Annotated in this window: 22 protein-coding genes; 20 read left to right on the plus strand and 2 right to left on the minus strand. The window is 49.6% G+C overall.

Annotation, left to right across the window (positions count from 1 at the left end):
- Positions 1 to 161: 161 nt before the first annotated feature.
- The 10 genes from NIT04_RS01845 (at position 162) to NIT04_RS01890 (ending at position 14,514) form a co-directional block, all read left to right on the plus strand.
- Entirely contained in the window at positions 162 to 2,312 is a 2,151-nt protein-coding gene (locus tag NIT04_RS01845; protein WP_252501909.1) for a (Fe-S)-binding protein, read from the plus strand.
- A gap of 179 nt (positions 2,313 to 2,491) precedes the next feature.
- The gene (locus tag NIT04_RS01850) at positions 2,492 to 3,685 is read left to right on the plus strand and encodes an acetyl-CoA C-acetyltransferase (protein ID WP_252501910.1); all 1,194 of its coding nucleotides are present in this window, start codon (positions 2,492 to 2,494) and stop codon (positions 3,683 to 3,685) included.
- 201 nt (positions 3,686 to 3,886) lie between these two features.
- Positions 3,887 to 4,735 (plus strand): 3-hydroxybutyryl-CoA dehydrogenase, encoded by an 849-nt coding sequence (locus NIT04_RS01855; RefSeq protein ID WP_252501911.1) that lies wholly within the window; start codon positions 3,887 to 3,889, stop codon positions 4,733 to 4,735.
- A gap of 205 nt (positions 4,736 to 4,940) precedes the next feature.
- Positions 4,941 to 6,077 carry an acyl-CoA dehydrogenase gene (locus tag NIT04_RS01860; protein ID WP_252501912.1) on the plus strand — a complete coding sequence of 379 codons (1,137 nt, stop codon included), beginning with the start codon at positions 4,941 to 4,943 and terminating at the stop codon, positions 6,075 to 6,077.
- A 206-nt stretch (positions 6,078 to 6,283) separates the two neighbouring features.
- Positions 6,284 to 7,423: an acyl-CoA dehydrogenase gene (locus NIT04_RS01865; protein ID WP_252501913.1), complete on the plus strand. Its 1,140-nt coding sequence runs from the start codon at positions 6,284 to 6,286 to the stop codon at positions 7,421 to 7,423.
- Between the two features lie 13 nt (positions 7,424 to 7,436).
- On the plus strand, positions 7,437 to 8,063 hold the full coding sequence (locus NIT04_RS01870) for a TetR/AcrR family transcriptional regulator (protein ID WP_252501914.1): 627 nt from the start codon (positions 7,437 to 7,439) through the stop codon (positions 8,061 to 8,063).
- Positions 8,064 to 8,271: 208 nt separating this feature from the next.
- On the plus strand, positions 8,272 to 11,565 hold the full coding sequence (gene icmF, locus NIT04_RS01875; RefSeq protein WP_252501915.1) for a fused isobutyryl-CoA mutase/GTPase IcmF: 3,294 nt from the start codon (positions 8,272 to 8,274) through the stop codon (positions 11,563 to 11,565).
- 356 nt (positions 11,566 to 11,921) lie between these two features.
- On the plus strand, positions 11,922 to 12,086 hold the full coding sequence (locus NIT04_RS01880; protein WP_252501916.1) for a hypothetical protein: 165 nt from the start codon (positions 11,922 to 11,924) through the stop codon (positions 12,084 to 12,086).
- A 66-nt stretch (positions 12,087 to 12,152) separates the two neighbouring features.
- Positions 12,153 to 12,728 (plus strand): DNA-directed RNA polymerase subunit delta, encoded by a 576-nt coding sequence (gene rpoE / locus NIT04_RS01885; protein ID WP_371922484.1) that lies wholly within the window; start codon positions 12,153 to 12,155, stop codon positions 12,726 to 12,728.
- A 175-nt stretch (positions 12,729 to 12,903) separates the two neighbouring features.
- Positions 12,904 to 14,514: a CTP synthase gene (locus tag NIT04_RS01890; protein ID WP_252501917.1), complete on the plus strand. Its 1,611-nt coding sequence runs from the start codon at positions 12,904 to 12,906 to the stop codon at positions 14,512 to 14,514.
- A gap of 154 nt (positions 14,515 to 14,668) precedes the next feature.
- On the opposite strand, the gene NIT04_RS01895 is transcribed toward NIT04_RS01890, so the two are convergent.
- Entirely contained in the window at positions 14,669 to 15,190 is a 522-nt protein-coding gene (locus NIT04_RS01895; RefSeq protein ID WP_252501918.1) for a DUF2529 family protein, read from the minus strand.
- A gap of 173 nt (positions 15,191 to 15,363) precedes the next feature.
- Here NIT04_RS01895 and NIT04_RS01900 point away from each other — a divergent pair, with 173 nt between their 5' ends.
- The 10 genes from NIT04_RS01900 (at position 15,364) to NIT04_RS01945 (ending at position 25,278) form a co-directional block, all read left to right on the plus strand.
- Complete coding sequence (locus NIT04_RS01900; RefSeq protein WP_305880083.1) at positions 15,364 to 15,729, plus strand: response regulator; 366 nt, start codon at positions 15,364 to 15,366, stop codon at positions 15,727 to 15,729.
- Between the two features lie 133 nt (positions 15,730 to 15,862).
- Positions 15,863 to 16,720, plus strand: coding sequence for a class II fructose-bisphosphate aldolase (locus NIT04_RS01905; RefSeq protein WP_252501920.1), 858 nt, complete (start codon positions 15,863 to 15,865; stop codon positions 16,718 to 16,720).
- Between the two features lie 259 nt (positions 16,721 to 16,979).
- Positions 16,980 to 17,627, plus strand: coding sequence for a fructose-6-phosphate aldolase (gene fsa / locus NIT04_RS01910; RefSeq protein WP_252501921.1), 648 nt, complete (start codon positions 16,980 to 16,982; stop codon positions 17,625 to 17,627).
- 20 nt (positions 17,628 to 17,647) lie between these two features.
- Positions 17,648 to 18,925, plus strand: a complete 1,278-nt coding sequence (locus NIT04_RS01915) for a UDP-N-acetylglucosamine 1-carboxyvinyltransferase (RefSeq protein WP_252501922.1) — start codon at positions 17,648 to 17,650, stop codon at positions 18,923 to 18,925.
- Positions 18,926 to 19,031: 106 nt separating this feature from the next.
- On the plus strand, positions 19,032 to 19,997 hold the full coding sequence (glpX, locus tag NIT04_RS01920; protein WP_252501923.1) for a class II fructose-bisphosphatase: 966 nt from the start codon (positions 19,032 to 19,034) through the stop codon (positions 19,995 to 19,997).
- A 133-nt stretch (positions 19,998 to 20,130) separates the two neighbouring features.
- A complete protein-coding gene (gene rho / locus NIT04_RS01925) occupies positions 20,131 to 21,414 on the plus strand; it encodes a transcription termination factor Rho (RefSeq protein WP_252501924.1) in 1,284 nt (427 codons plus the stop codon).
- Positions 21,415 to 21,692: 278 nt separating this feature from the next.
- Positions 21,693 to 21,908, plus strand: a complete 216-nt coding sequence (gene rpmE / locus NIT04_RS01930; RefSeq protein ID WP_060209476.1) for a 50S ribosomal protein L31 — start codon at positions 21,693 to 21,695, stop codon at positions 21,906 to 21,908.
- 282 nt (positions 21,909 to 22,190) lie between these two features.
- Complete coding sequence (locus NIT04_RS01935) at positions 22,191 to 22,793, plus strand: thymidine kinase (RefSeq protein WP_252501925.1); 603 nt, start codon at positions 22,191 to 22,193, stop codon at positions 22,791 to 22,793.
- Between the two features lie 124 nt (positions 22,794 to 22,917).
- A complete protein-coding gene (locus tag NIT04_RS01940) occupies positions 22,918 to 23,931 on the plus strand; it encodes a VanW family protein (RefSeq protein ID WP_252501926.1) in 1,014 nt (337 codons plus the stop codon).
- 408 nt (positions 23,932 to 24,339) lie between these two features.
- Positions 24,340 to 25,278: a nuclease-related domain-containing protein gene (locus tag NIT04_RS01945; protein WP_252501927.1), complete on the plus strand. Its 939-nt coding sequence runs from the start codon at positions 24,340 to 24,342 to the stop codon at positions 25,276 to 25,278.
- Positions 25,279 to 25,322: 44 nt separating this feature from the next.
- On the opposite strand, the gene NIT04_RS01950 is transcribed toward NIT04_RS01945, so the two are convergent.
- Positions 25,323 to 25,535, minus strand: a complete 213-nt coding sequence (locus NIT04_RS01950; protein ID WP_252501928.1) for a hypothetical protein — start codon at positions 25,533 to 25,535, stop codon at positions 25,323 to 25,325.
- Positions 25,536 to 25,588 lie beyond the last annotated feature (53 nt).

Raw genomic sequence — 25,588 nt, forward strand, 5'->3', positions numbered from 1 at the left:
TACCAACAAACCTTAATTCTCTAAAAAGTATCAACTAAATAAAAATATCCATTGACTGAATGCTCATTCATAACTTAGACTAATAAATAGAACATCGACACAGTACCTATTTTCTACTACAATATTCATAACGTTCCGATAAGGGAAGGAGAGAATACGAAATGGATGCATTATTAATAGTCAACTGGATCCTTTTCCTGGCGGTTGTGGCATATGCGCTTGCGCTGTTCACTTATTTGATCAGGACGCGGATCCAATTCATAAAGCTTGGACGGAAGGAAGAGTTCGACAGTAATATTTCACGCCGTCTGAAGGAAGTTTGGGTAAATGTTTTCGGGCAGAAAAAGCTATTGAAGGATAAGAAAAGTGGAATTATCCACGTCATGTTCTTCTATGGTTTCCTACTCGTCCAATTCGGGGCAATCGACCTCATCTGGAAAGGGCTGAAGCCTGGCTCGCATTTGCCGTTCGGACCGATTTACGGAGGGTTCACGTTCTTCCAGGAAATCGTCGTCTTTATGATTTTAGTGGCGGTCGTCTGGGCGTTCCAACGCCGGTATGTTGAGAAGCTTGTCCGCTTGAAGCGCGGATGGAAATCGGGGCTCGTCCTCATCTTCATCGGCACGCTCATGGTGTCGACGCTCGTATCGAACGGGATGAACATGATTTGGCAAGGGCATGAAACGACGTGGACGGAGCCTATGGCATCGGGAATTGCAAGCGTTTTCAGCTTCATGAGTCCGATGGCGGCTGCGGTCGTCTTCTTCATCGCTTGGTGGATCCACTTGCTCACCTTGCTGACATTCCTCGTGTACGTGCCGCAATCGAAGCATGCGCACTTGATTGCAGGGCCTGTCAACACGTACATGATGCGTTTCGATCGCCGGGGCAAGCTTGCGCCGATCGATTTTGAAGCGCTTGAAGAAGCTGAGTCTGAAGACGATATGCCTGCGCTCGGAGTCGGCAAGATCACCGACTTCACGCAAAAGCAGATGATCGACTTCTACGCTTGCGTCGAATGTGGACGCTGTACGAATATGTGTCCAGCGACCGGGACGGGCAAGATGCTATCCCCGATGGACTTGATTACAAAACTGCGTGATAACTTGACGAATACGGGTGCGCTCGTCACGAAGAAACAGCCGTGGGTGCCAACGTTCGCTTTCGGAAACACGAAGGGGAATCAGATTGCGCTCGCTGCCGGTTTGGAAGGCGCGACAATGGACGATATTTACAACCCATCCCTTATCGGCGATGTCATTACCGAAGAGGAAATCTGGGCGTGCACGACTTGCCGGAACTGTGAAGACCAATGTCCGGTCATGAACGAGCACGTCGATAAAATCATCGATCTCCGCCGTTATCTCGTCATGACGGAAGGGAAGATGGATGCGGATGCGCAGCGTGCGATGACGAATATCGAACGCCAAGGGAATCCGTGGGGGCTTAACCGGAAAGAGAAGGAGAACTGGCGCGATGCCCGTCCGGACCTTCATATTCCGACAGTGAAAGAACTGAAGAAGGCGGATGAAGAGTTCGAATACCTCTTCTGGGTCGGCTCGATGGGTGCTTTCGACAACCGTTCGCAAAAGATTGCGCTAGCATTCGCTCATCTCATGAACGAAGCGGGCGTCAAATTCGCAATTCTTGGCAATAAAGAAAAGAACTCCGGCGACACGCCGCGACGTTTAGGGAATGAGTTTTTATTCCAAGAGCTCGCGACATCCAATATCGATGAATTCGAAAAAGCGGGTGTCACGAAAATAGTCACAATCGACCCGCATGCATACAATATCTTTAAGAATGAATATCCGGATTTCGGTTTCAAAGCGGAAGTCGTCCACCATACCGAAATGCTGTACGACCTTGTCATGCAAGGGAAGCTGAAGCCGGTCCATGAAATCAATGAAACGATCACATTCCATGATTCGTGCTACCTCGGCAGGTACAACGATGTGTATGATCCGCCAAGGGAAATCCTGAAGGCGATTCCGGGCGTCAACCTCGTCGAAATGAAGCGCAACCGCCAAGACGGCATGTGCTGTGGAGCGGGCGGCGGACTCATGTGGATGGAAGAGGATACCGGTCACCGCGTCAACGTTGCCCGTACGGAACAGGCGATGGAAGTGAGCCCGGGCATCATCTCTTCCGGCTGTCCATACTGCTTGACGATGATTTCGGACGGTACGAAAGCGATCGAAGTGGAAGATAAAGTCGGTACGTACGACATCGCGGAATTGCTCGAGCGATCCATTTTCGGAGAAGACTACCAACCTGCTGTTGTGGAGGAAGAAGAACCGATTATGCAGTAAGTATATTGCGAGAGTTTGGAAAGAACGATATAATTAAGAAAATTAGGAGCTATTCTGCTCCTGTGAAAAAGGGGAGTCCAAGTACTCCCTTTTTTTTCGAACAGTTACCGAGCGAGCGTTCAGTCGTCGCTCCTTGCGAGAAATGAAAACGTTATCATGCTGAAATGGAGGAGAAGGGAATGGGCAGAACAGTCATCTTGGACGGGGCACGGACTCCGTTTGGTAGGTTTGGCGGTGCTTTATCCACGAAAACAGCAAGTGATCTAGGGGCGGTCGCCATTAAGGAAGCATTGAAGCGGTCGGGTGTGAGGGAAGACGGAGTCGATGAAGTGATTATCGGAACGGTGCTTCAGGCAGGTCAGGGGCAGATCCCTTCGCGGCAGGCGGCGGTTAAGGCGGGGCTTCCATGGTCCGTGAAAACCGAGACGGTTAATAAAGTATGTGCTTCCGGCATGCGCAGCGTAACGCTCGCAGACCAGCTCATCCGGCTCGGAGACGAGGAAGTCATCGTTGCAGGGGGCATGGAATCGATGTCCAACGCGCCGTACTATTTGCCGAAAGGGCGTTTCGGATTGAAGATGGGCGACGCGCCACTAGTGGACGGTATGATTTATGACGGCCTTTCCTGTTCATTTTCACCGGACCGGGTTCATATGGGGACATACGGGAACCAGACGGCTGGCGAATTTTCATTGACACGTGAAATGCAGGACGAATGGTCGCTGCGCAGCCATGAGCGGGCGAATGCCGCGATTGACGGCGGGAAATTCGTGGAGGAGATTGTCGCGGTTGAAATCCCGCAGCGGAAAGGGGATCCGATTGTCGTCGACACGGACGAAGCACCGCGGCGTGATACATCTCTTGAATCACTCTCGAAATTGCGCCCTGCATTCGGCAACGATGGCACGATCACGGCAGGTAATGCGCCAGGCGTCAATGACGGAGCGTGTGCGCTCGTGCTCATGAATGAAGAGCGTGCGTTGAAGGAAGGGAAAAAGCTTCTTGCAACGATCATTGGCCACGCCGAAGTTGCGATCGAGCCGGAAAACTTCCCGCAGACGCCGGGCCTCGTCATTAATGAATTGCTGAAGAAGACGGGGAAAGAGCTGAAAGACATCGACTTGTTTGAAATAAACGAAGCATTCGCGGCAGTCGCGCTCGCAAGTTCCCAAATCGCGGGACTTGATCCTGAAAAAGTGAACGTCAACGGCGGAGCGGTCGCACTCGGTCATCCGATCGGCGCAAGCGGTGCACGGATCATCTTGACGCTCGCTTACGAATTGAAACGGCGCGGTGGCGGCATTGGGATTGCGGCGATCTGTTCAGGTGGCGGTCAGGGCGATGCGATTATGATTGAAGTTGGAGAAGAATGATAGCTCGATAGACGAATGGAATTGAATTTATGCGTGATTCGCGGGAATTATGCGCGGTTGTGGCCGTTTATGCGTGAATGTGGCGATTTATGCGGGATTACCGTGATTTATGCTTCTTTAAATGGTTTTATGCGTATTTGAATGAATTTATGCGTATTTGCAAGTGGAAATCTTGGTAGACGGAGACGGAGGTATTTCATTATGGAAATTAAAAAAGTAATGGTCATCGGAGCGGGGCAAATGGGTGGGGGTATCGCCCAAGTGTGTGCGCAAGCAGGCTTCGACGTGAAATTGAATGATATTAAAGAGGAGTTCTACGAAAAGGGGCTTGCGGTCATCGCGAAAAATCTTTCCCGCAACGTTGAGAAAGGGCGTATGACGGAAGATGAAAAAGCGGCAGTCCTCGGGCGCATTACAAAGTCGCTCGATTTGCAGGACGCACATGACGTCGACATCGTCATCGAGGCAGCGATTGAAAACATGGACATCAAAAAAACGATCTTCGCGAAACTCGATGGCATCGCGCCGAAGCATGCGATTTTGGCGACGAATACATCATCCCTTCCGATTACGGAAATCGCGGCAGCGACAAACCGCCCGGAAAACGTCATCGGCATGCACTATATGAACCCGGTGCCGGTCATGAAGCTCGTTGAAATCATCCGCGGACTTGCGACTTCCGACGAAGTGTATGAAGCGGTCGAGGACATGACTCGTAAACTATCGAAGACGCCGGTCGAGGTGAATGACTTCCCTGGATTCGTCGCGAACCGCGTCCTCATGCCGATGATCAACGAAGCGATTTACACGCTGTACGAAGGCGTCGCCTCGAAGGAAGCGATCGACGAAGTGATGAAGCTCGGCATGAACCACCCGATGGGACCTCTGCAATTGGCGGATTTTATCGGACTCGATACGTGCCTATACATTATGGAAACGCTCCACGAAGGCTTCGGCGACTCGAAGTACCGCCCTTGCCCATTGCTCCGGAAGTACGTCAATGCAGGCTGGCTCGGGAAAAAATCGGGCCGCGGCTTTTATGAATATTAATGATGCGAAATTGGGCTAGTTCTTAGGTCATGATATGGTGATAACTTCCTGGATTCGATAGATAAACCTCTTTATTCGATCGATAAGAACGAGGATTCAATAGATAACTATCCATATTCAATAGATAACTCCATGGATTTGATCGATATTCATTCCAGAACTAGCCTTCTCACAAGGAATTTCATTTACAAAGGAGTTTATTCCAATGAAATTACAATTCACCGAAGAACAACAGATGATGCGCACGATGGTGAGGGACTTTGCGAAAGCGGAAATCGAGCCGTTCATTCCAAGAATGGAAGCGGGGGAGTTTCCACGAGAAATCCTTACGAAAATGGGCGAGCTCGGCTTGATGGGCATCACCGTCCCCGAGAAATACGGCGGTTCCGAAATGGACTTCGTTTCCTACATCATCGCCATCCACGAGCTGTCGAAAGTGAGCGCGGTCATGGGTGTGATCCTTTCCGTCCATACATCCGTCGGCACGAACCCGATCATGTATTTTGGGAATGAAGAGCAGAAAGACCGGTACTTGCCGAAAATGGCGTCCGGCGAATACTTGGGCGCATTCTGCCTGACAGAGCCTGGCGCAGGTTCGGATGCCGGCTCGCTGAAGACGAAAGCCGTGAAAAAGGGCGATCATTACGTACTGAACGGCTCGAAGGTGTTCATTACAAACGGCGGAGAGGCGGACGTCTATATCGTTTTCGCGTCAACCGACCCGACACAAGGGACGTACGGCATTACGGGGTTCATCGTCGATAAAGACACGCCGGGACTCGTCATCGGAAAAGACGAAGAAAAGATGGGCCTTCACGGATCGCGAACGGTGCAATTGACGTTCGAAGATATGAAAGTACCCGCGAAAAACCGCCTCGGCGAAGAAGGGGAAGGCTTCAAAATCGCAATGGCCAACCTCGATGTCGGCAGGATTGGCATCGCAGCCCAAGCACTCGGCATTGGGGAAGCGGCGCTCGAAGCGGCTGCCGCATATGCGAAAGAACGTGTCCAATTTGGAAAACCGATCGCGGCGAACCAAGGCGTCGGCTTCAAGCTTGCCGATATGGCGACCGCCTCCGAAGCGGCACGACTGCTCGTCTACCGCGCAGCCCAGCTTCGCGCGGAAGGGAAGCCATGCGGCAAAGAGGCTTCGATGGCAAAACTGTTCGCGTCGCAAACTGCAATGGATAACGCAATCGAAGCAGTCCAGATCTTCGGCGGCTACGGCTATACCGAAGACTACCCGGTCGAGCGCTACTTCCGCGACGCAAAAGTGACGCAAATCTACGAAGGCACCAGCGAAATCCAACGCATCGTCATCAACAAACACCTAACAAGATGAGTTTTCTGAATTGCATCGGTGCCTGTGCACGGTGCGATTATGACAATTCGATTTGTTGAATAGTTATACATTGATTAACTAGCAAAAGTGCGATTTAACAGCATTTTCGTTTCTTGTTTATGCAATTGTAGTTAATAAACTGAATTGTATGGTGCACAGGCACCGCACAAAAAATCCCTATATAGAACCCCAAGGAGGAAGTTGAGATGGATTTTAAATTATCGGAAGAGCATGAAATGATTCGGAAGATGGTGCGTGATTTTGCAGAGAAGGATGTTGCGCCGACAGCTGCGGAGCGCGATGAGGAAGAGCGCTTCGATATGGATATTTGGCATAAGATGGCTGAACTTGGATTGACAGGGATTCCTTGGCCTGAGGAGTACGGTGGCATCGGCAGCGATTATCTTGCCTATTGTATCGCGGTGGAGGAGTTGTCACGCGTCTGCGCGTCGACTGGTGTTACTTTATCCGCTCATACATCACTCGCTGGATGGCCTGTATACAAATTCGGCACGGAGGAGCAGAAGCAGAAGTACCTTCGTCCGATGGCGGAAGGGACGAAAATCGGCGCGTACGGCTTGACTGAACCGGGCTCAGGGTCCGATGCTGGCGGCATGCGCACGACGGCGAAGCTTGATGGTGACGACTATATTCTGAACGGCTCTAAGATCTTCATTACAAACGGCGGCATTGCTGACATTTACATCGTGTTCGCAGTGACGGATCCGGAGTCGAAGCATAAAGGCACGAGTGCATTCATCGTCGAGAAGGACTTCCCAGGCTTCTCGGTCGGGAAGAAAGAGAAGAAGCTCGGCATCCGTTCGTCTCCAACGACGGAAATCATGTTCGACAATTGCCGCGTGCCGAAGGAGAATATGTTGGGCGCGGAAGGCGAAGGGTTCATTGTCGCGATGAAGACGTTGGACGGCGGCCGGAACGGGATTGCAGCACAAGCGGTCGGCATCGCGCAAGGGGCGCTTGACGCGGCGGTCGGTTATGCGAAGGAGCGTGTCCAGTTCGGCAAGCCGATTGCGGCGAACCAAGGCGTCGGATTCAAGCTGGCGGATATGGCGACGGCGACGGAAGCATCCCGATTGCTCACATACCAGGCCGCATGGCTCGAGTCGAACGACTTGCCGTATGGAAAAGCATCTGCGATGGCGAAACTGATGGCAGGGGATACAGCGATGAAAGTGACGACGGAAGCGGTCCAAGTGTATGGCGGCTACGGCTATACAAAAGATTATCCGGTCGAGCGATTCATGCGCGATGCGAAGATTACGCAAATCTACGAAGGAACGCAGGAAATTCAACGTCTCGTCATCTCCCGCATGTTGACAAAATAATCGGGGGTGCACAATGCAACTGAAACGCGAAGTAAAATCGTCGGTCAAAGATGAAAGTCTGATTGAAAAAAGGCGTGAGCAGATTATCGATGGAGCGGTCCAGCTGTTCAAGGAAAAGGGATTCCACCGGGCGACGACTAGAGAGATTGCCAAAGCGGCGGGCTTCAGCATCGGCACGCTCTATGAATATATCCGGACGAAGGAAGATGTCCTCTATCTCGTCTGCGACAGCATTTACAATGAAGTGCAGAGCCGCCTGTCCACATTGATGGACCAGGAAGGGAATGTGGAAGGGCTTCGGATGGCGATCGATGCATATTTCCACCTGATCGACGACATGTCGGACGAATTCGTCGTCATGTACCAGGAATCGAAATCCTTGCCGAAGGACGCCCTCCAATATGTCCTTAAAAAAGAGATGGAAATGGTCGCCTTATTCAAGAACTTGCTGCACGCATGCGTCCGGTCGGGCGAGTTACGCATCAGCGACGAAGAGGTCGACATGGCTGCTCACCACGTCGTCGTCCAAGGCCAAATGTGGGCATTCCGCAGATGGGCATTGCGCGGAACATACACCATCCAAGATTTCATCAGCTATCAGACGGACCAATTGTTCAAGGGAATCGTGAAGAACCAATAAATTGTGTGGGAATTGTGTCGGTGCCTGTGCGTGGTGCAATTATGACAATTCGATAAAATAAATAAATATACATCCGTGTAAACAAAATTTGTTGATTCAACAACGTTTATGTTTCTATTTTATACAATTGTAGTGAATAAACTGAATTGTATGCTGCACAGGCACCGTAAAAAAGGCACTTCAAAAAGAGTTAAGGGGTGTGTGATAAATGACTACTAAAGATACTACTGCTACTACTACGACTACTGCCACTACTGAAATTTATAAGCCGAAGCATCATGTGCGTTTTGTGACGGCGTCGAGCTTGTTTGACGGACATGATGCGTCGATCAATATTATGCGCCGCATCCTCCAGGCGACGGGCGCAGAAGTGATCCACTTGGGGCATAACCGTTCAGTGGAAGAAGTCGTCAATGCGGCGATCCAGGAAGATGTGCAAGGAATTGCCATTTCCTCCTACCAAGGCGGGCATGTCGAGTACTTCAAATACATGTACGACCTCCTGCAGGAAAAAGGCGCTCCGCATATCCGGATTTACGGCGGCGGAGGCGGCGTCATTTTGCCGAAGGAAATCAAGGAATTGCATGATTACGGGATCGCTTGGATCTTCTCGCCGGAGGACGGCCGCAAGTTGGGGCTGCAAGGGATGATCAACCGGATGGTGGAGGAATGCGATTTCCTTACTAAGGTCGAAGATGAGATGGCCAATCTGGAAAAAGTGGGCACGGACAATCCGGAAGTGCTTGCCAATTTGATCACGTACGCGGAAGAGATGTATAACAAGGAAGACCGTGACGCGATTCAACTAATCGAAAAAGCGAGGGAACTCTCGAAAAACACGCCGGTCCTCGGGATTACAGGTACGGGGGGAGCGGGGAAGAGCTCGCTCACGGATGAACTGATCCGCCGTTTCCTGCGCGAATTGCCGGATAAGAAAGTTGCGATTCTATCGATCGACCCGACGAAGCAGAAAACGGGCGGCGCATTGCTCGGCGACCGGATCCGTATGAACGCTATCTTCAACAAGCGCGTTTTTATGCGAAGCTTGGCGACACGCGGATCACGCTCCGAATTATCAGGCGCCATCAAGGACGTGCTTGACGTCGTGAAAACGGCGGGCTTTGACCTGATCATCGTCGAGACGAGCGGGATTGGGCAAGGAGACGCTCAAATTACGGAAGTGTCCGACGTGTCGATGTACGTCATGACGAGCGAATTTGGGGCGCCGACACAGCTTGAGAAGATCGACATGATCGACTTTGCGGACCTCATCGTCATTAATAAATTCGAGCGGAAAGGATCCGAAGACGCGCTCAGCCAAGTGCAGAAGCAGTACCAGCGGAGCCATCTCCTCTTCGACAAAGACTTGGACACGATGCCTGTCTACGGCACGATCGCGAGCCAATTTAACGACAAAGGGACGAACTCGCTGTTCGCCGCGCTCATTTCGAAGTTGAATGAAAAATGCGGCCTCAACTGGGAGACGTCCTATACCGACTTCGTGAAGACGCAGAAGCAGAACATCATCATCCCGAACGACCGCGTCCATTACTTGCGTGAAATCGCGAGCACAATCCGCGACTACCATAAGAAATCCGCGCAGCAAGTCGACCTTGCCCGCCGTTTATTCCAGCTCGAAGGCGCGATTGAGGCTGTAAATGAAAAATCACCTGACAATGCACTTACCACTTCGCTCGAATCTCTAGCAAACAGTGTGCGTGAAGAGCTTTCAGCTGAATCAAAGCGGATTCTCAACAACTGGAAAACTTTGAAAGAATCGTATGCAGGTGATGAATTCATTACGAAAATCCGCGATAAGGAGCTTCGTACACTGTTAACGACGACAAGTTTGTCAGGGTTGAAGATACCGAAAGTGTCATTGCCGAAATTCAAGGACTATGGTGAAATTCTTCGCTGGGTGTACAAAGAGAACGTCCCGGGTTCATTCCCTTACACGGCAGGCGTTTTCCCGTTCAAGCGGGAAGGCGAAGACCCGAAGCGCCAATTTGCGGGGGAGGGAACGCCGGAACGGACGAACCGCCGATTCCATTACTTGTCGAAAGATGACGACGCCAAACGACTGTCGACGGCATTCGACTCGGTCACGTTATACGGGGAAGATCCCGACGAGCGTCCGGACATTTACGGGAAAGTCGGGGAATCGGGCGTCAGCATCTGTACGCTCGATGACATGAAAAAGCTGTATGACGGATTTGACCTATGCGCGCCATCGACATCCGTCTCGATGACGATCAACGGTCCTGCGCCAATCATCCTTGCGATGTTCATGAACACGGCGATCGATCAGCAAGTGAAGAAGAAGGAAGAGGAACTCGGCCGCGTGCTAACGGTCGAGGAATTCACGGAAGTCCGGAATGCGACGCTGCAAGTCGTTCGCGGAACGGTGCAAGCGGACATCTTGAAAGAGGACCAAGGGCAAAATACGTGTATCTTCTCGACAGAATTCGCACTCCGCATGATGGGCGACATCCAGCAATATTTCATTGACCAGAAAGTGCGGAACTACTACTCCGTCTCGATTTCCGGCTACCATATCGCGGAGGCGGGAGCGAATCCGATTTCACAGCTCGCCTTCACGCTCGCGAACGGCTTCACGTACGTCGAGTATTATTTGAGCCGCGGCATGCATATCGACGACTTCGCACCGAACTTGTCGTTTTTCTTCTCGAACGGGCTGGATCCGGAATATACGGTCATCGGACGGGTTGCACGCCGCATTTGGGCGGTCGCGATGCGCGAGAAATACGGTGCGAACGAACGGAGCCAGAAGCTGAAGTACCACGTGCAGACGTCCGGCCGCAGCTTGCATGCGCAGGAAATCGACTTCAATGATATCCGGACGACGTTGCAGGCGCTCATGGCATTGCAGGACAATTGCAACTCGCTCCATACGAATGCCTACGACGAAGCGATTACGACGCCGACGGAAGAATCGGTGCGCCGCGCGATGGCGATCCAGATGATCATTACGAAGGAGCACGGCTTATCGAAAAATGAAAACCCGCTCCAAGGATCTTTCATTATCGAAGAGCTGACGGACCTCGTTGAAGAATCCGTCCTCCAAGAATTCGACCGACTGAACGACCGCGGCGGCGTCCTCGGCTCGATGGAAACGCAATACCAACGCGGCAAAATCCAAGAGGAATCGATGCTCTACGAAATGAAGAAGCACTCGGGCGAACTGCCAATCATCGGCGTCAACACGTATTTGAACCCGAACCCGCCTTCCGAAGAAGACATCGATAATATGGAAATCGCTCGTGCGACGAAGGAAGAGAAAGAGACGCAAATTGCCAACTTGCGTGCCTTCCAATCGAAGCATGGCGACGAAACGGCTTCCGCCTTGCGGAAATTGCAGGAAGTCGCAGTGACCGGCGGCAACATTTTCGCCGAGCTGATGGAGACCGTAAAAGTCGCCAGCCTCGGTCAAATTACGAATGCGTTATACGAAGTGGGCGGCCAGTACCGCAGGAATATGTAACGACATAAATGGGGAACGCTCTCAGCCTGTTGACAAACGCTCGCATCCGTTGTTGCTCGTGTCGCTCGTCCGCTCATGAACTTTAGTTCTATTCGCGTCTTCGCTCCACTTCGCGCCTAGGCTGACAAGCGTTTTCAATCAGGCTGAGGAAATGCATATTAATCATGAATACCCCTAGAAGTGTAGACAAAGTCAAAGAATAAATTTGTCTACACAATGGAACGCTCTTATAAAGAGCGTTCTTTTTTAAACGTCTTTAGATCCATAAAAAACATTTTGAAAAATCATTACGAACAGTGGATTTTGCCTGTTCCTTCCACGTATAATAAAAATTACAAAGGGAAAGAGGTGAGGAGATGAAACTTTATCATCATGTATTGATTATCATAGTTATCATTATCCTCATCTTTTCCTTATACGGTGTAGGTTACGGTGCCGTCCCGTTCTTGCTTGCCGCCCTTTATCTCGGCTTCCTCAGCGTCAAAGAATTCCAACGCTTCAAGAAGAGTAGAAGATGGTAGCATAACAGGCACTTCATTGTATATAATGATAAGTATGCTTTTGTACAGAGAAAGGACGTGCGTACGATGAATTTGAATTTACATGAATTGACGAAAGAAGAACTACAGGAAGAATCGTTGATCGATATTGCTTATGCCGTATTGACTGAACGACGGGAAGCATTGACACTCGAACAACTAATGAATGAAATCCGTGAATTGACTGGAATATCGGAGAGCGAAATGAAGGACAGGCTTCTCCAATTCTACACAGATATGAATATCGATGGAAGATTCCTTGCCATTAACAACAACCAATGGGGCTTGCGCGAATGGTATCCGGTTGATCAGATCGAGGAAGAAACGGCTCCTGTCGTTAAAGTCCGCAAGAAGAAAAAGAAAAAAGCGTATGACGATGATGACGAGGAAGAAGAAGAGGAAGAAGAAATCGACGAGGACGAGTTGTTCGACGAAGAATTCGACGAGCTCGATGACGATGAAGATGAACTGGATGAAGAGGAAGAAGAAGAGGAAATCATCGAAATCGAAGAGGATCTCATCGATGACGAGGAAGGGCTCGAAATCGTTCCTGACGACGAATTGGATATTGACGATGAAGACGAAGAAGAAGAGGAAGACGAAGAAGAAGAGGACCTTCTCTGATACTTTCCACTTGACTTCGGGCGTTTAAGGATTTAAGCTTCTAGTTGGGCTCCTTGAAAAAGGACACATGAATCCGTGTATAAGCGCTCCTCTTGTAGATAGACTACAGTGGAGCGCTTTTTTTCATTTTTACTACATTATTCGACCGACCCCCATCACGAAGGAGGAGCTATAGATGACAAAATATATCTTTGTAACCGGCGGAGTTGTCTCATCTTTAGGAAAGGGAATCAATGCCGCATCCCTTGGGAGACTATTGAAAAGCAGAGGTTTGCAAGTCACCAACCAAAAATTCGATCCATACATCAACGTCGATCCCCGCATGATGAGCCCGTACCAGCACGGTGAAGTTTTCGTCACGGAAGACGGAGCTGAAACCGACCTGGACATCGGCCACTATGAGCGGTTCATCGACATCAAATTGAACAAATACTCCAATGTCACAATGGGGAAAGTATACTCCTCCGTGCTGCGGAAAGAGCGCCGCGGCGAATACAAAGGGGCGACGGTCCAAGTCATCCCCCACATTACGAATGAAATTAAAAGCCTCGTAAAAAGAGCGGGCCAAGAAACGAACGCAGACGTTGTCATTACTGAAATCGGCGGAAGCGTAGGCGATATCGAGTCGCTTCCATACCTTGAAGCAATCCGTCAAATGAAGACGGACCTTGGCAAAGATGACGTCATGTATATTCATAACACGCTTATCCCGTATCTTCATGCTGCCGGTGAAATGAAAACAAAGCCGACACAGCATAGCGTAAAAGAATTGCGCGGACTCGGGATCCAGCCGAATATGATCGTCGTCCGAAGCGAATATCCGGTCCCTCAGGAAATGAAGGATAAGATCGCACTCTTCTGTAACATTAAACCGGAAGAAGTGATCGAAGCGCTTGACGCGGAAACTTTATACGAAGTTCCAATTCGACTTCACGCACAAAACATGGACAAGATCGTCGTCGATTTCCTCGGTCTAGAAACGAAGGAACCTGATTTGACGGAAATCGAAGAACTCGTGAACCGCGTAAGAAATCTGTCCCGGAAAGTGAAAATTGCACTCGTCGGGAAATATGTCGAGCTGCAAGATGCTTATATTTCCGCGGTGGAAGCATTCCGCCACGCCGGTTATGAATTCGACACAGACATCGAAATCGGCTGGATCAACTCCGAAGAAGTGGCGGAAGAAAACGTCGGTGAAATCTTGAAGGACGCGGACGGCATTTTCGTTCCAGGCGGCTTCGGCGACCGGGGCATCGAAGGTAAAATGGAAGCGATCACGTTCGCGCGTGAAAACGGCATTCCATTCTTCGGTGTCGGCCTTGGCATGCAGCTTGCTGCAGTGGAATTCGCACGTGATGTCCTTGGAATAAAAGACGCACATTCAATCGAATTCGACAATGAAACGGAAAATGCCGTCATCGAAAACAACCGTGATTTCGAGGCGCATTCCGAAATCGAGCAAGTGAGCGGGCATATGAGACTCGGCGCCCATCCATGCAAGTTGAAGGAAGGCACGATCGCACAAGAAGCGTATAACGATGAATTGGTATACGAGCGCCACCGCCACCGCTACGAGTTTAACAACATCTATCGCGAGCAATTCGAAAACGCTGGCATGATCGTGGCAGGGGAAAGCCCGGACGGACATCTCGTGGAAATCCTCGAGTTGAAGGACCATCCGTTCTTCATCGGAACTCAATTCCACCCAGAATTCGCATCACGTCCAACGCGCCCGCAGCCGCTCATCCGCGAATTCATTCGCGCTGCATTGACACATCAAGGCTAATAGCCAATAAAAAAACAGAAACCATCCGCAAATGATGGTTTCTGTTTTTATTTAGATTGATGAAAGGCAAGTGACCATAAATCTCTGTGAGTGATCATAAACGTCAGCAAGTGATCATAAAACTCCGCAACCGCTCATAAATGCAGCCCCTCACTCAATCCTCTTCATTCACCATCTCGTCATACGCCATCTTAACCGCCTCATACAAAAAGAGTGCGATTAACACGTGCGGCTGAACGATCCGGCTGCCGATGTCCTCGCCCGGCAAAATCCCTTTCACGACGCCCGTCGCCATATACGTATACGCCAAATCCGCGAGCTCGTTGTCCTCAGTCGCTTTCTCGCCTGCCACAACTGCGAACGGGATGAACTGCTCCGCTAATCTCTGCGCCAACTGAAGCGCCCGTGCATCTGTAGCAGAACGGGCAAATAGCCAAACCCTGTCCGCAGAAAGGATCTCCATCCTTTCTTCATACTTGACGGCTCCCCGGAACGGCTCCGCGCTATGCAACGCGTTCATTCCGACTGCTTCCATCTCATCAAAGCCGGCGAAAATGACGCGGCCTTCCCCAATCGTTGCCTGGGCTAACAACCGCGCCGTCTCCTCGACAGCCTCTTCATTATTTGAACCGGCACGCTGCAACAGCCCGCCGATTTGTGTCGTCAATATCTTCATCTATACCACCTCGTTTCCCATTATATTTTCTATCGTGAATAAAACCAAGTTTTCCAATGAGATGCCTCGAATTAAAACAATATTGAAATAATGAATGAAAAAAGAAGGAGATTCTTCTTTTCTGTCAAATTGTACTACATACAGGGTCAATAAATAAAAAAGGGGTGGGCCTTTTGAAGAGTTTGCTAATCGTCGACGATCAAGCCGGAATACGACTTTTATTAAATGAGGTATTCACAAAAGAGGGGTTTGAAGCGAGGTTGGCCGCAAATGGCGCGGAAGCCCTCCAATCGGTTACAGAGAAAGAACCCGATTGTGTTTTACTGGACATGAAAATGCCGGGAATCGACGGAGTGGAAGTGCTGAAAAGGCTAAAGAAAGGCTGGCCCCATATTCCTGTCATCATGATGACGGCTTACGGGGAAGTCGAACTGACGGAAGAAGCAATTGAAAACGGGGCAGAGAAATATTTTACGAAACCATTCAATATTTACGAAGTGCGTGACGCGGTCAAAGAAATTCTGCATCGTGGGGAATGAAAAAACGGAATTCAGCGACGCGGCGCAACCACAACCCAGACAGTAGTAAATACTGTCTGTTTTTGTTATGATAAAAAGGTAAATATCGTAACAAACAATAAATTCATCTCGACGATCCGGAGGAGGATTTTGCATGGCACTTGTTTCAATGAAAGAAATGATGATCAAAGGCAAGAAAGAAGGATATGCAATCGGTCAGTTCAACTTGAACAACCTTGAATACACACAGGCGATTCTGCAAGCTGCGCAAGAAGAGAATTCCCCTGTCATCCTTGGCGTTTCCGAAGGGGCAGGACGCTATATGGGCGGATTTACGACAGTCGTCAACATGGTAAAAGGGTTGATACACGATTACAACATCACCGTACCTGTCGCTATCCATCTGGACCACGGATCCAGTTTCGAAAAATGCAAAGAGGCGATCGACGCGGGCTTCACATCCGTCATGATCGACGCATCTTCAAAACCTCTAGCAGAAAACATTGAAATTACGAAAAAAGTTGTGGAATATGCCCATGCAAAAGGCGTTTCCGTTGAAGCGGAGCTCGGCGTTGTCGGCGGGCAGGAAGACGATGTCATCGCTGATGGTGTCATCTATGCAGACCCGGCAGAATGTAAGGAGCTCGTTGAAGCGACGGACATCGACTGCTTGGCGCCAGCCCTTGGATCGGTTCACGGCCCGTACAAAGGCGAACCGAATTTAGGATTCAAGGAAATGGAAGAAATCTCAAGCCAATCGGACCTTCCACTCGTACTTCACGGCGGAACAGGCATCCCGACGAAGGATATCCAACGCGCCATCTCACTCGGAACTGCAAAAATAAACGTCAACACTGAAAACCAGATTGAAGGCACAAAAGCGGTCCGCGAAACATTGAACGCAGACCCGGATGTCTACGATCCACGTAAATACTTAGCACCGATGCGCGAAGCAATCAAGAAGTCAGTCATCAGCAAAATGCGCGAATTCGGCAGCTCGGGGAAAGCTTAACTTGAAAATATTAATGGTTGGCACTGTTATATTTTGTGCAAAGTTTAGTTGATTGGAGTGGAGGGCGGCGACTCCTGGGGGATTAGCACGAGCTGAAGACCCTGGACTGAGCAAAGCGAGGGAAGCGGCTGAAACCGTGCCCCCCGGAAAGCGTCCGCCCGCAACGGAAATCAACGATTTATTTAGCAACATCAGGAGAATCATCACCAAACAGATGCATTCTCCTTCTTTTCCATACATCGAAGGAGGAACAATATACATGAAATTTTTTATCGATACGGCAAACTTTGAAGAAATCAAGGAAGCACATAGTTGGGGGATCATCTCCGGCGTAACGACAAACCCATCTCTAGTCGCGAAAGAGAATATTTCATTCCACGACAGACTTCGTGAAATCACTTCACTCGTACCCGGTTCTGTCAGCGCGGAAGTCATCGCACTCGACGCAGAAGGAATGATCGAAGAAGGACGCGAACTTGCGAAAATCGCGCCGAACATTACCGTTAAGCTACCAATGACGCCGGAAGGACTGAAAGCGTGCTCCGTTTTCGCACAAGAAGGCATCAAAACAAACGTGACCCTCATTTTCAGTGCCAACCAAGCATTGCTTGCAGCGCGCGCTGGAGCCACATACGTATCCCCATTCCTCGGACGACTCGATGATATCGGTCAAGAAGGAATTCAACTGATCAGCACAATCGCGGACATTTTCACAATTCATGACATGGATACACAAATCATCGCCGCGTCCATTCGCAGCCCGCAGCATATTACAGATGCAGCACTTGCAGGAGCGCATATCGCGACGACACCATTCAACGTACTCAAGCAATTATTCAACCATCCGTTGACCGACAAAGGCATCCAACAATTCCTCGAAGATTGGGAATCAAGAAAGAACAAGTGAAACGCCTAAAGGAGACTGAAATGGACGTTTATAAAATTAGAGGTGGGAATCCTCTACGTGGAACGATAAAAGTGAGCGGAGCGAAAAACAGTGCCGTCGCGTTGATCCCGGCTTCCATCTTGGCCGATTCACCTGTAACGATTGACGGACTTCCGGAAATCTCGGACGTCCTCACACTCCAAGCGCTCCTAGAAGATATTGGCGGGAAAGTGAAATTCGAATCGGGCAAGATGACGATCGATCCGTCGGAAATGGTCGCCATGCCGCTTCCGAACGGCAATGTGAAAAAGCTGAGAGCCTCCTATTATATGATGGGGGCTATGCTCGGCAGGTTCAAGCACGCGGCGATCGGACTTCCGGGAGGCTGCCATTTGGGGCCGCGGCCGATCGACCAGCACATCAAAGGCTTCGAAGCATTGGGCGCAAAAGTGACGAACGAGCACGGTGCGATCTATTTGCGTGCTGAAGAATTGCGCGGCGCTAAAATCTATTTGGACGTTGTCTCTGTCGGGGCGACCATCAACATCATGCTCGCGGCGGTCCGTGCCAAAGGGCGGACGATCATCGAAAACGCAGCGAAAGAACCTGAAATTATCGACGTCGCCACTTTGCTTTCGAATATGGGCGCCAACATCAAAGGTGCAGGGACGAATGTCATCCGAATTGAAGGTGTCGAACGGTTGCACGGAACGAAACATACAATCATTCCGGACAGAATTGAAGCAGGCACATTCATGATTATGGCGGCTGCAGCCGGAGATGGCATTACAATCGATAATGTCATCCCTTTCCACGTCGAAGCGTTGACCGCGAAATTGCGCGAGATGGGCGTCAAAGTGGAGGAGCGGGAAGAGCATATATTCATTCCGAAAACGGAGAATTTGCTGGCAGTCGACGTGAAAACGCTCGTCTACCCGGGATTCCCGACCGATCTGCAACAGCCGTTCTCGGTGCTGTTGTCGCAGGCGCATGGCTCATCCGTCATAACGGATACGATCTATTCCGCGCGGTTTAAGCAAATAGACGAATTGCGGCGGATGAATGCCGACGGAAAAGTGGAGGGGCAATCGGTCATTCTTTCGGGACCGACTCCACTCCAGGCTGCGACCGTCCGCGCTACCGACCTTCGCGCAGGTGCGGCTCTCGTCATCGCGGGACTGCTTGCAGAAGGTGAAACGGAAATTCAGGAAATCCAACATATCGAACGGGGCTACAGCGACCTCATCGAGAAACTTCGCGGCATCGGAGCGGACATCAGGAAAGTTTCGGTTTCGGAAAAAGCGACGATCGGTGAATAAAGTGAAGTTATGCTTATGCTATACTAGAGACGAATTTAACAGCTAATGAAAAGCGTATAACTTGTTAATGGATAATGAAATGCGCAAAACGGGAGGAACAATCATAATGGAACGCAGTTTATCGATGGAATTAGTACGTGTAACAGAAGCGGCGGCAGTATCGGCTTCCCGCTGGATGGGGCGCGGTTTGAAAAACGAAGCGGATGACGCCGCAACGGAAGCGATGCGTACTGTGTTCGACACGATCCCGATGCAAGGGGTCGTCGTAATCGGCGAAGGCGAAATGGATGAAGCACCGATGCTCTATATCGGCGAAGAGCTCGGAACAGGCGAAGGTCCGGAAGTGGATGTCGCCGTCGACCCGCTGGAAGGTACGAACATCGTCGCATCAGGAGGCTGGAATGCGCTTGCGGTCATCGCAATCGCAGATAAAGGGAACCTCCTCAACGCGCCGGACATGTACATGGATAAAATCGCGGTCGGACCTGAAGCGGTCGGCAAAATCGACATCAACGCATCTATCGCAGATAACCTTCAAGCCGTAGCCAAAGCGAAAAACAAATCGATCGATGAAGTTGTGGCAACTGTCCTCAACCGTGAACGCCATTCGAAAATCATCGAAGAAATCAGAGCTGCAGGCGCACGCATCAAGCTCATCAACGACGGGGACGTGGCTGCTGCGATCAATACGGCATTCGACGACACAGGCGTAGACATCCTGTTCGGACTCGGCGGAGCTCCTGAAGGCGTCATCGCCGCAGTCGGACTTAAATGCCTCGGCGGCGAAATCCAAGGCAAGCTCATCCCTTCAAATGAGGAAGAGCGCCTCCGTTGCGAAAAAATGGGAATCGACATTACGAAAGTACTCTACATGGATGACCTCGTAAAAGGCGACGACGCCATCTTCGCCGCAACGGGAGTAACAGACGGCGAATTGCTGCGCGGCGTCCAATTCAAAGGCGGCTACAGCGAAACCCACTCACTCGTCATGCGCTCCAAATCCGGAACAATCCGTTTCGTAGAAGGACGCCACAGCATGAAGAAAAAACCGAATTTGGTTATGCAAGATTGAATATGTTTTAATTAAAAATAGCAAGCCTCAGCCCGGCATTTCGCCGGGCATACTTCTATTAATTGATTCACCTACCCGATGAAACAATCACCCTTACAAACGAAAACAAATAAAGAGTGGAGCTTATGATACTATGCCAATTCTAACAATCGCCAGCTTGGAAAATATGACCCTAAAAGAGTTATATGAGCTTGCAAGAGAATACAAAATCTCCTATTACAGCAAACTAACGAAAAAAGAACTCATCTTCGCCATCCTAAAATCGAGAGCAGAACAGGAAGGTTTCTTCTTCATGGAAGGCGTACTCGAAATCATCCAATCGGAAGGATACGGATTCCTCCGTCCGATCAACTACTCGCCAAGCTCTGAGGACATCTACATTTCCGCTTCTCAGATCAGACGATTTGACTTGCGAAACGGGGATAAGGTGACAGGGAAAGTACGTCCGCCAAAAGAGAACGAACGCTATTACGGCTTGCTGCAAGTGGAAGCCGTCAACGGGGAAGACCCGGAAGTCGCCAGGGAGCGCGTCCATTTCCCGGCGCTCACACCGCTTTATCCGGACCGCCATATCAAACTTGAAACGACACCACAGAAATTGTCCACCCGCATCATGGACTTAGTGTCGCCGGTCGGTTTCGGCCAGCGTGGACTGATCGTCGCACCTCCGAAAGCAGGGAAGACGATGCTGTTGAAAGAAATTGCGAATGCCATTACGACGAATCATCCTGAATCAGAATTGATCGTCCTCCTCATCGACGAGCGTCCTGAGGAAGTGACGGACATCGAACGTTCCGTCAATGCCGATGTCGTCAGCTCGACATTCGACGAAGTGCCGGAAAACCACGTGAAAGTCGCTGAACTTGTATTGGAGCGCGCAATGCGCCTCGTCGAACATAAACGCGATGTCGTCATTCTTATGGATTCCATCACGAGATTGGCACGCGCTTATAACCTCGTCATCCCGCCAAGCGGCCGTACGCTTTCAGGCGGTATCGACCCGGCTGCGTTCCACCGTCCGAAGCGATTTTTCGGTGCGGCGCGAAACCTCGAGGAAGGCGGCAGCTTGACGATTCTCGCAACCGCTTTGATCGACACGGGCTCGCGTATGGATGAAGTTATTTACGAGGAATTCAAAGGGACCGGCAACATGGAGTTGCATCTTGACCGCAGCCTTGCAGAACGCCGTATTTTCCCTGCACTCGACATTCGCCGCTCCGGAACGCGGAAAGAGGAATTGCTCATCCCGTCCGAACAGCTCGAAAAACTTTGGGCGATCCGGAAGACGTTTTCCGACGCACCAGATTTCGCGGAACGCTTCCTGAAAAAACTGCGTCAATCCAAATCGAACGAAGAATTTTTCGACAAGCTCAATGAAGAAATGAAAGCCCATCGCAACGGAAAAGGACTCCTTTAATACGAAATAAAAATAGTTGCAAGCGCCGTCACGAAGAACGGCGTTTGCGAGCACAAGCGCAGCGTTGCGAGCAAGAATAATGAAGTGAAATCACAGTGTGAAATTCGAATAAAATAGTTGCATATACCTAATGAATTTGTTATAATTCTTGAGTATGGTTTATAGCCATCTGCTGCATATGCGGTTGACATACACGGACCGTGTAAGGCATCAGTCTTATGCAACACCCTACAATAATACTCTGTTCCAGATGGTTCAGGGCGAGAGGAGAGAGACCGATGAGAGCAGGAATTCATCCAAACTACAAAGTAGCGACTGTCACTTGTTCATGTGGAAACACATTCGAAACAGGTTCTGTAAAAGAGGACATTCGCGTAGAAGTTTGTTCAGAATGCCATCCATTCTACACTGGACGCCAAAAATTCGCTGCAGCGGACGGACGTATCGACCGCTTCAACAAGAAATATGGCTTCAAAGAAGAAGGACAAGAATAAGAACATTCCAACCCGCCAACATTGTTTGGCGGGTTTTCAATTTGGGAATAAACCAAATAGAATTCTTTTTGAATCAACCCCTATATTTGTCAAAACGGTTTTGCGCGACGCATGAAGCGATCCGCGTCCAAAGCGCCGTGCTTGGCGCCCAATAAATCCCTCCATAACATATTCTGACATGAAATAAAAGACGTCCTTTCCACAGGTTTTTGATGTATGATAGACATTCCAACAATGAAAAAAACACATTTACATAGAGCAACAATTGAAAGGGGAACCAACATGTACGTAACAATGCAAGGCGGCTGGATAGAAGTGATTTGCGGAAGCATGTTTTCAGGAAAATCCGAGGAATTGATCCGACGCGTGAGACGCGCACAATTCGCCAAACAGAAAATCGCAGTATTCAAGCCGGAAATCGATGATCGATATAGCGAAGAAGCGGTCGTCAGCCATAACGGAACGACAGTGATTGCGACGCCCGTTGCCGAATCAACTCAAATTGAGCAATTTGTGAAGGACGATTACGATATCATCGCCATTGACGAAGCGCAATTTTTCGATGAAGGCATCGTCGACGTCGTCATGGAATTGGCGGATCGTGGATTCCGCGTCATCGTCGCAGGACTCGACCAAGATTTCCGCGGCGAACCATTCGGACCGATGCCGCAGCTCATGGCTGTAGCAGAAAACGTCACAAAACTGCAGGCCGTCTGCACTGTTTGCGGATCGCCCGCAAGCCGTACACAACGGCTTATTAACGGACAACCCGCCGGCTACGATGACCCGATCATCCTCGTTGGAGCATCCGAAGCATACGAAGCAAGATGCCGCATGCACCACGAAGTCCCAAACGGCGTAACCGCTCACGTGGCAGTTAAATAATTTCGACAGACAGCATGGGCAAGCGCCATGCTGTTTTTTTATTTGCTGAAAAATCACCAACACACTATCCACAACCGTTGAATACTATGTCTATTGGCAACACTTTTAACGGGAGGTGGATGAATTGAGAAGATGGATTGTCGCCCTTACACTCTTTTGCTTAATTGGACTAATCGGCTGTCAAAAGCAATCGGCGACCGATCAACATAAAGACAACGCGGAAACACCCGAAGCAGAACCTACGGAACAACAGGAAACACCAAAGCAAACAGAATCGACCAAGCAACCGGTTGCCCAAACGGAAATTATCCCGGCACCGGTCCCAGTTATCAACATCATTGATCCGGTTTCTAATAAACTGATCCACACATTAACCCCAATCGATTTAGGCTACGAAATGGACATCGCGGCGTACATAGTGAAAGTCGAACAACTAGCTAGAGAGCTCGCACGCGGAACCGATGGGAAAGCCGGCTACGATCAAAGAATGGTACTCGACAAACTAGACGAACAAGGCAATCTCATCAAAGGCAACCCGCAGATTATATTACGGGAAAGCATATTAGTGGAGCGGATAATGGAAGCGTCTGCCGATGGAGGCACTGTTGAACTGCCAATCGAAATAACTGAAAGCGGCTATGATCCCGAGGATATCAGGCACTTGGAAGACGTTGTCATCGCTTCGTATACGACCTATTTCAACCCGGCGAACACAAACCGGAATAAAAACATCGAACTTTCAGCCGCTGCGATTGACAAAATCATCGTCGGCAAAGATGATCAATTCTCCTTCAACACTGTCGTCGGACCACGAGATGAAGCGAACGGTTACCAGCCAGCCCCGGAAATCATCAACAAAAAACTTGTCATGGGAATAGGCGGAGGAGTTTGCCAAACATCCTCCACTTTATTCAATGCTGTCGATCATTTTTCAGTAAAATACATTGAATGGCATCATCATTCAATAGACATCGGCTACGTCCCGAAAGGAAGGGATGCGACCGTCTCCTACGGCGGCCTCGACTTCAGATTCCGAAACACCGCGGGAGCCCCGTTCCTTATTAAAGCCATCTACGGCAAAGACTTTCTAACGGTTGAAATTAGGACGGCGGAGAAATATGTCGATGCTTTTAAGTGAGTTGTTATATTGCGCATAACGTAGAGGCTCCCACGTCCAAAGCGAGCCTCCGCGCGTCCAAAGCGAGCCCCGGCACGTCCAAAGTGGGCCTCCGTGCGTCCAAAGCGAGTCATCGCGCGTCCAAAGCGAGCCCCGGCACGTCCAAAGCAAGCCTCCGCGCGTCCAAAGCGGGTCCTGGCGCGTCCAAAGAGGGTCCCGGCACGTCTAAAGCAAGCCGCCGCACGTCCAAAGCAAGTCATCGCACGACCAAAACTAGCTCTCGCACGCCCGAGTATAACTTGAAAATTTTATTTTATGGACGCTTTCCGCCTCAAAAGTGAAATTTATTCCGCATATCAGGGCTAAAATCAAATTTCTGCTCATTTTAGAATATTTACGTCCTGATACAATGCTTGTGAGGTGATGAAAATGCTAATGAAAAAACGGAGTGAGCCCTTGTCTTTGCTAGGTTTGCAATCATTAATAGCAAGGCTGCCTAGCAATCATAAGCAATATGCAATAGTCGAGGAAGATCTCAGAAGAAAGGCTGGGTACGGAGGTGAATTGAACTTTGACAAGCACATTAATGAATTCCGTCCATCATATCCATTCAGCATAATTCATGATCTTTGCCTTCTATACAATGGAATATATTTTCAAATGGATACAGTGCTTATACAGCCGGATAAAATTATCATATTTGAGATAAAGAACCTCGGTGGAAAACTTACCGTTAAAGCAAATCCGACGCAATTTATTCAAGAACTCAAAGGGGAAAGAAAAATCATTCAAAGTCCAATTACTGAACTAGAACGGAAAACAATATTTTTGGACAGATGGTTGAGGGAAAGGGGAATTAATATCCCTATTAAAGGAATGATAGGACTTGCCTACACAAACGAATTGTTGATCGAAGAAGAAACGAATACTGATATTTTATTTACACATGAAATTCCGATTCGATTGTATAACATGGAAATTACGGAAGAAATGTTGAGTAGGAATAAAATCAGTAATATCGCCCGCGATCTAGTGGAGGCGCATCAAGAATATAACCCTTTCCCTTTAACAGAGACTTTAAATATTGCTAAAAAGGATATAACACCAGGAGTCATTTGCCCAGAGTGCAAGCTTAATGGAATGAAATGGAGCATGAAGAAATGGCATTGTCCTAGCTGTTTTTATAGTGCCGGCGATTGTCATCTGCCCCTAATCGACGACTGGTTCTATTTAATGGATAGCTACATAACAAATCGTCAATTTCGCTATTTTTCAGGGGTCGAACATCAGCCGATTGCAAAAAGATTATTAAAAAAATCGGGTCTAGTCATGAAAGGTCATCGTAGGACAGCATTTTATATAAGATGATTATTCAAACGCTTTTTCAAAAAGCGTTTTTTTAATCGCGCCATCTATCTCCTTTGCTTCGCGTCCAAAGCAAGCCGCCGCGCGTCCAAAGCAAGTCTCCGCGCGTCCAAAGCAAGTCTCAGCGCGTCCAAAGCAAGTCCCCGCGCGTCCAAAGCAAGCCGCCACGCGTCCAAAGCGAGTCTCCGCGCGTCCAAAGCAAGTCTCCGCGCGTCCAAAGCAAGTCCCCGCGCGTCCAAAGCAATCCCTCGCGCGTCCAAAGCAAGCCTCCGCGCGCCCAAAGTAAGCCCCCACGCGTCCAAAGCGATCCCTC

Source organism: Sporosarcina sp. Marseille-Q4943, assembly GCF_943736995.1.
Classification (GTDB): Bacteria; Bacillota; Bacilli; order Bacillales_A; family Planococcaceae; genus Sporosarcina.

Coding starts and splice junctions, on each gene's coding strand:
- rpoE (WP_371922484.1), top strand. CDS start 12,153: ATGAATTTGAATTTACATGAATTGACGAAAGAAGAACTACAGGAAGAA.
- NIT04_RS01895 (WP_252501918.1), bottom strand. CDS start 15,190: ATGAAGATATTGACGACACAAATCGGCGGGCTGTTGCAGCGTGCCGGT.
- NIT04_RS01945 (WP_252501927.1), top strand. CDS start 24,340: ATGCTAATGAAAAAACGGAGTGAGCCCTTGTCTTTGCTAGGTTTGCAA.
- NIT04_RS01865 (WP_252501913.1), top strand. CDS start 6,284: ATGGATTTTAAATTATCGGAAGAGCATGAAATGATTCGGAAGATGGTG.
- NIT04_RS01935 (WP_252501925.1), top strand. CDS start 22,191: ATGTACGTAACAATGCAAGGCGGCTGGATAGAAGTGATTTGCGGAAGC.
- NIT04_RS01850 (WP_252501910.1), top strand. CDS start 2,492: ATGGGCAGAACAGTCATCTTGGACGGGGCACGGACTCCGTTTGGTAGG.
- NIT04_RS01845 (WP_252501909.1), top strand. CDS start 162: ATGGATGCATTATTAATAGTCAACTGGATCCTTTTCCTGGCGGTTGTG.
- rpmE (WP_060209476.1), top strand. CDS start 21,693: ATGAGAGCAGGAATTCATCCAAACTACAAAGTAGCGACTGTCACTTGT.
- rho (WP_252501924.1), top strand. CDS start 20,131: ATGCCAATTCTAACAATCGCCAGCTTGGAAAATATGACCCTAAAAGAG.
- NIT04_RS01855 (WP_252501911.1), top strand. CDS start 3,887: ATGGAAATTAAAAAAGTAATGGTCATCGGAGCGGGGCAAATGGGTGGG.
- NIT04_RS01905 (WP_252501920.1), top strand. CDS start 15,863: ATGGCACTTGTTTCAATGAAAGAAATGATGATCAAAGGCAAGAAAGAA.
- NIT04_RS01890 (WP_252501917.1), top strand. CDS start 12,904: ATGACAAAATATATCTTTGTAACCGGCGGAGTTGTCTCATCTTTAGGA.
- fsa (WP_252501921.1), top strand. CDS start 16,980: ATGAAATTTTTTATCGATACGGCAAACTTTGAAGAAATCAAGGAAGCA.
- icmF (WP_252501915.1), top strand. CDS start 8,272: ATGACTACTAAAGATACTACTGCTACTACTACGACTACTGCCACTACT.
- NIT04_RS01870 (WP_252501914.1), top strand. CDS start 7,437: ATGCAACTGAAACGCGAAGTAAAATCGTCGGTCAAAGATGAAAGTCTG.
- NIT04_RS01915 (WP_252501922.1), top strand. CDS start 17,648: ATGGACGTTTATAAAATTAGAGGTGGGAATCCTCTACGTGGAACGATA.
- NIT04_RS01880 (WP_252501916.1), top strand. CDS start 11,922: ATGAAACTTTATCATCATGTATTGATTATCATAGTTATCATTATCCTC.
- NIT04_RS01860 (WP_252501912.1), top strand. CDS start 4,941: ATGAAATTACAATTCACCGAAGAACAACAGATGATGCGCACGATGGTG.
- glpX (WP_252501923.1), top strand. CDS start 19,032: ATGGAACGCAGTTTATCGATGGAATTAGTACGTGTAACAGAAGCGGCG.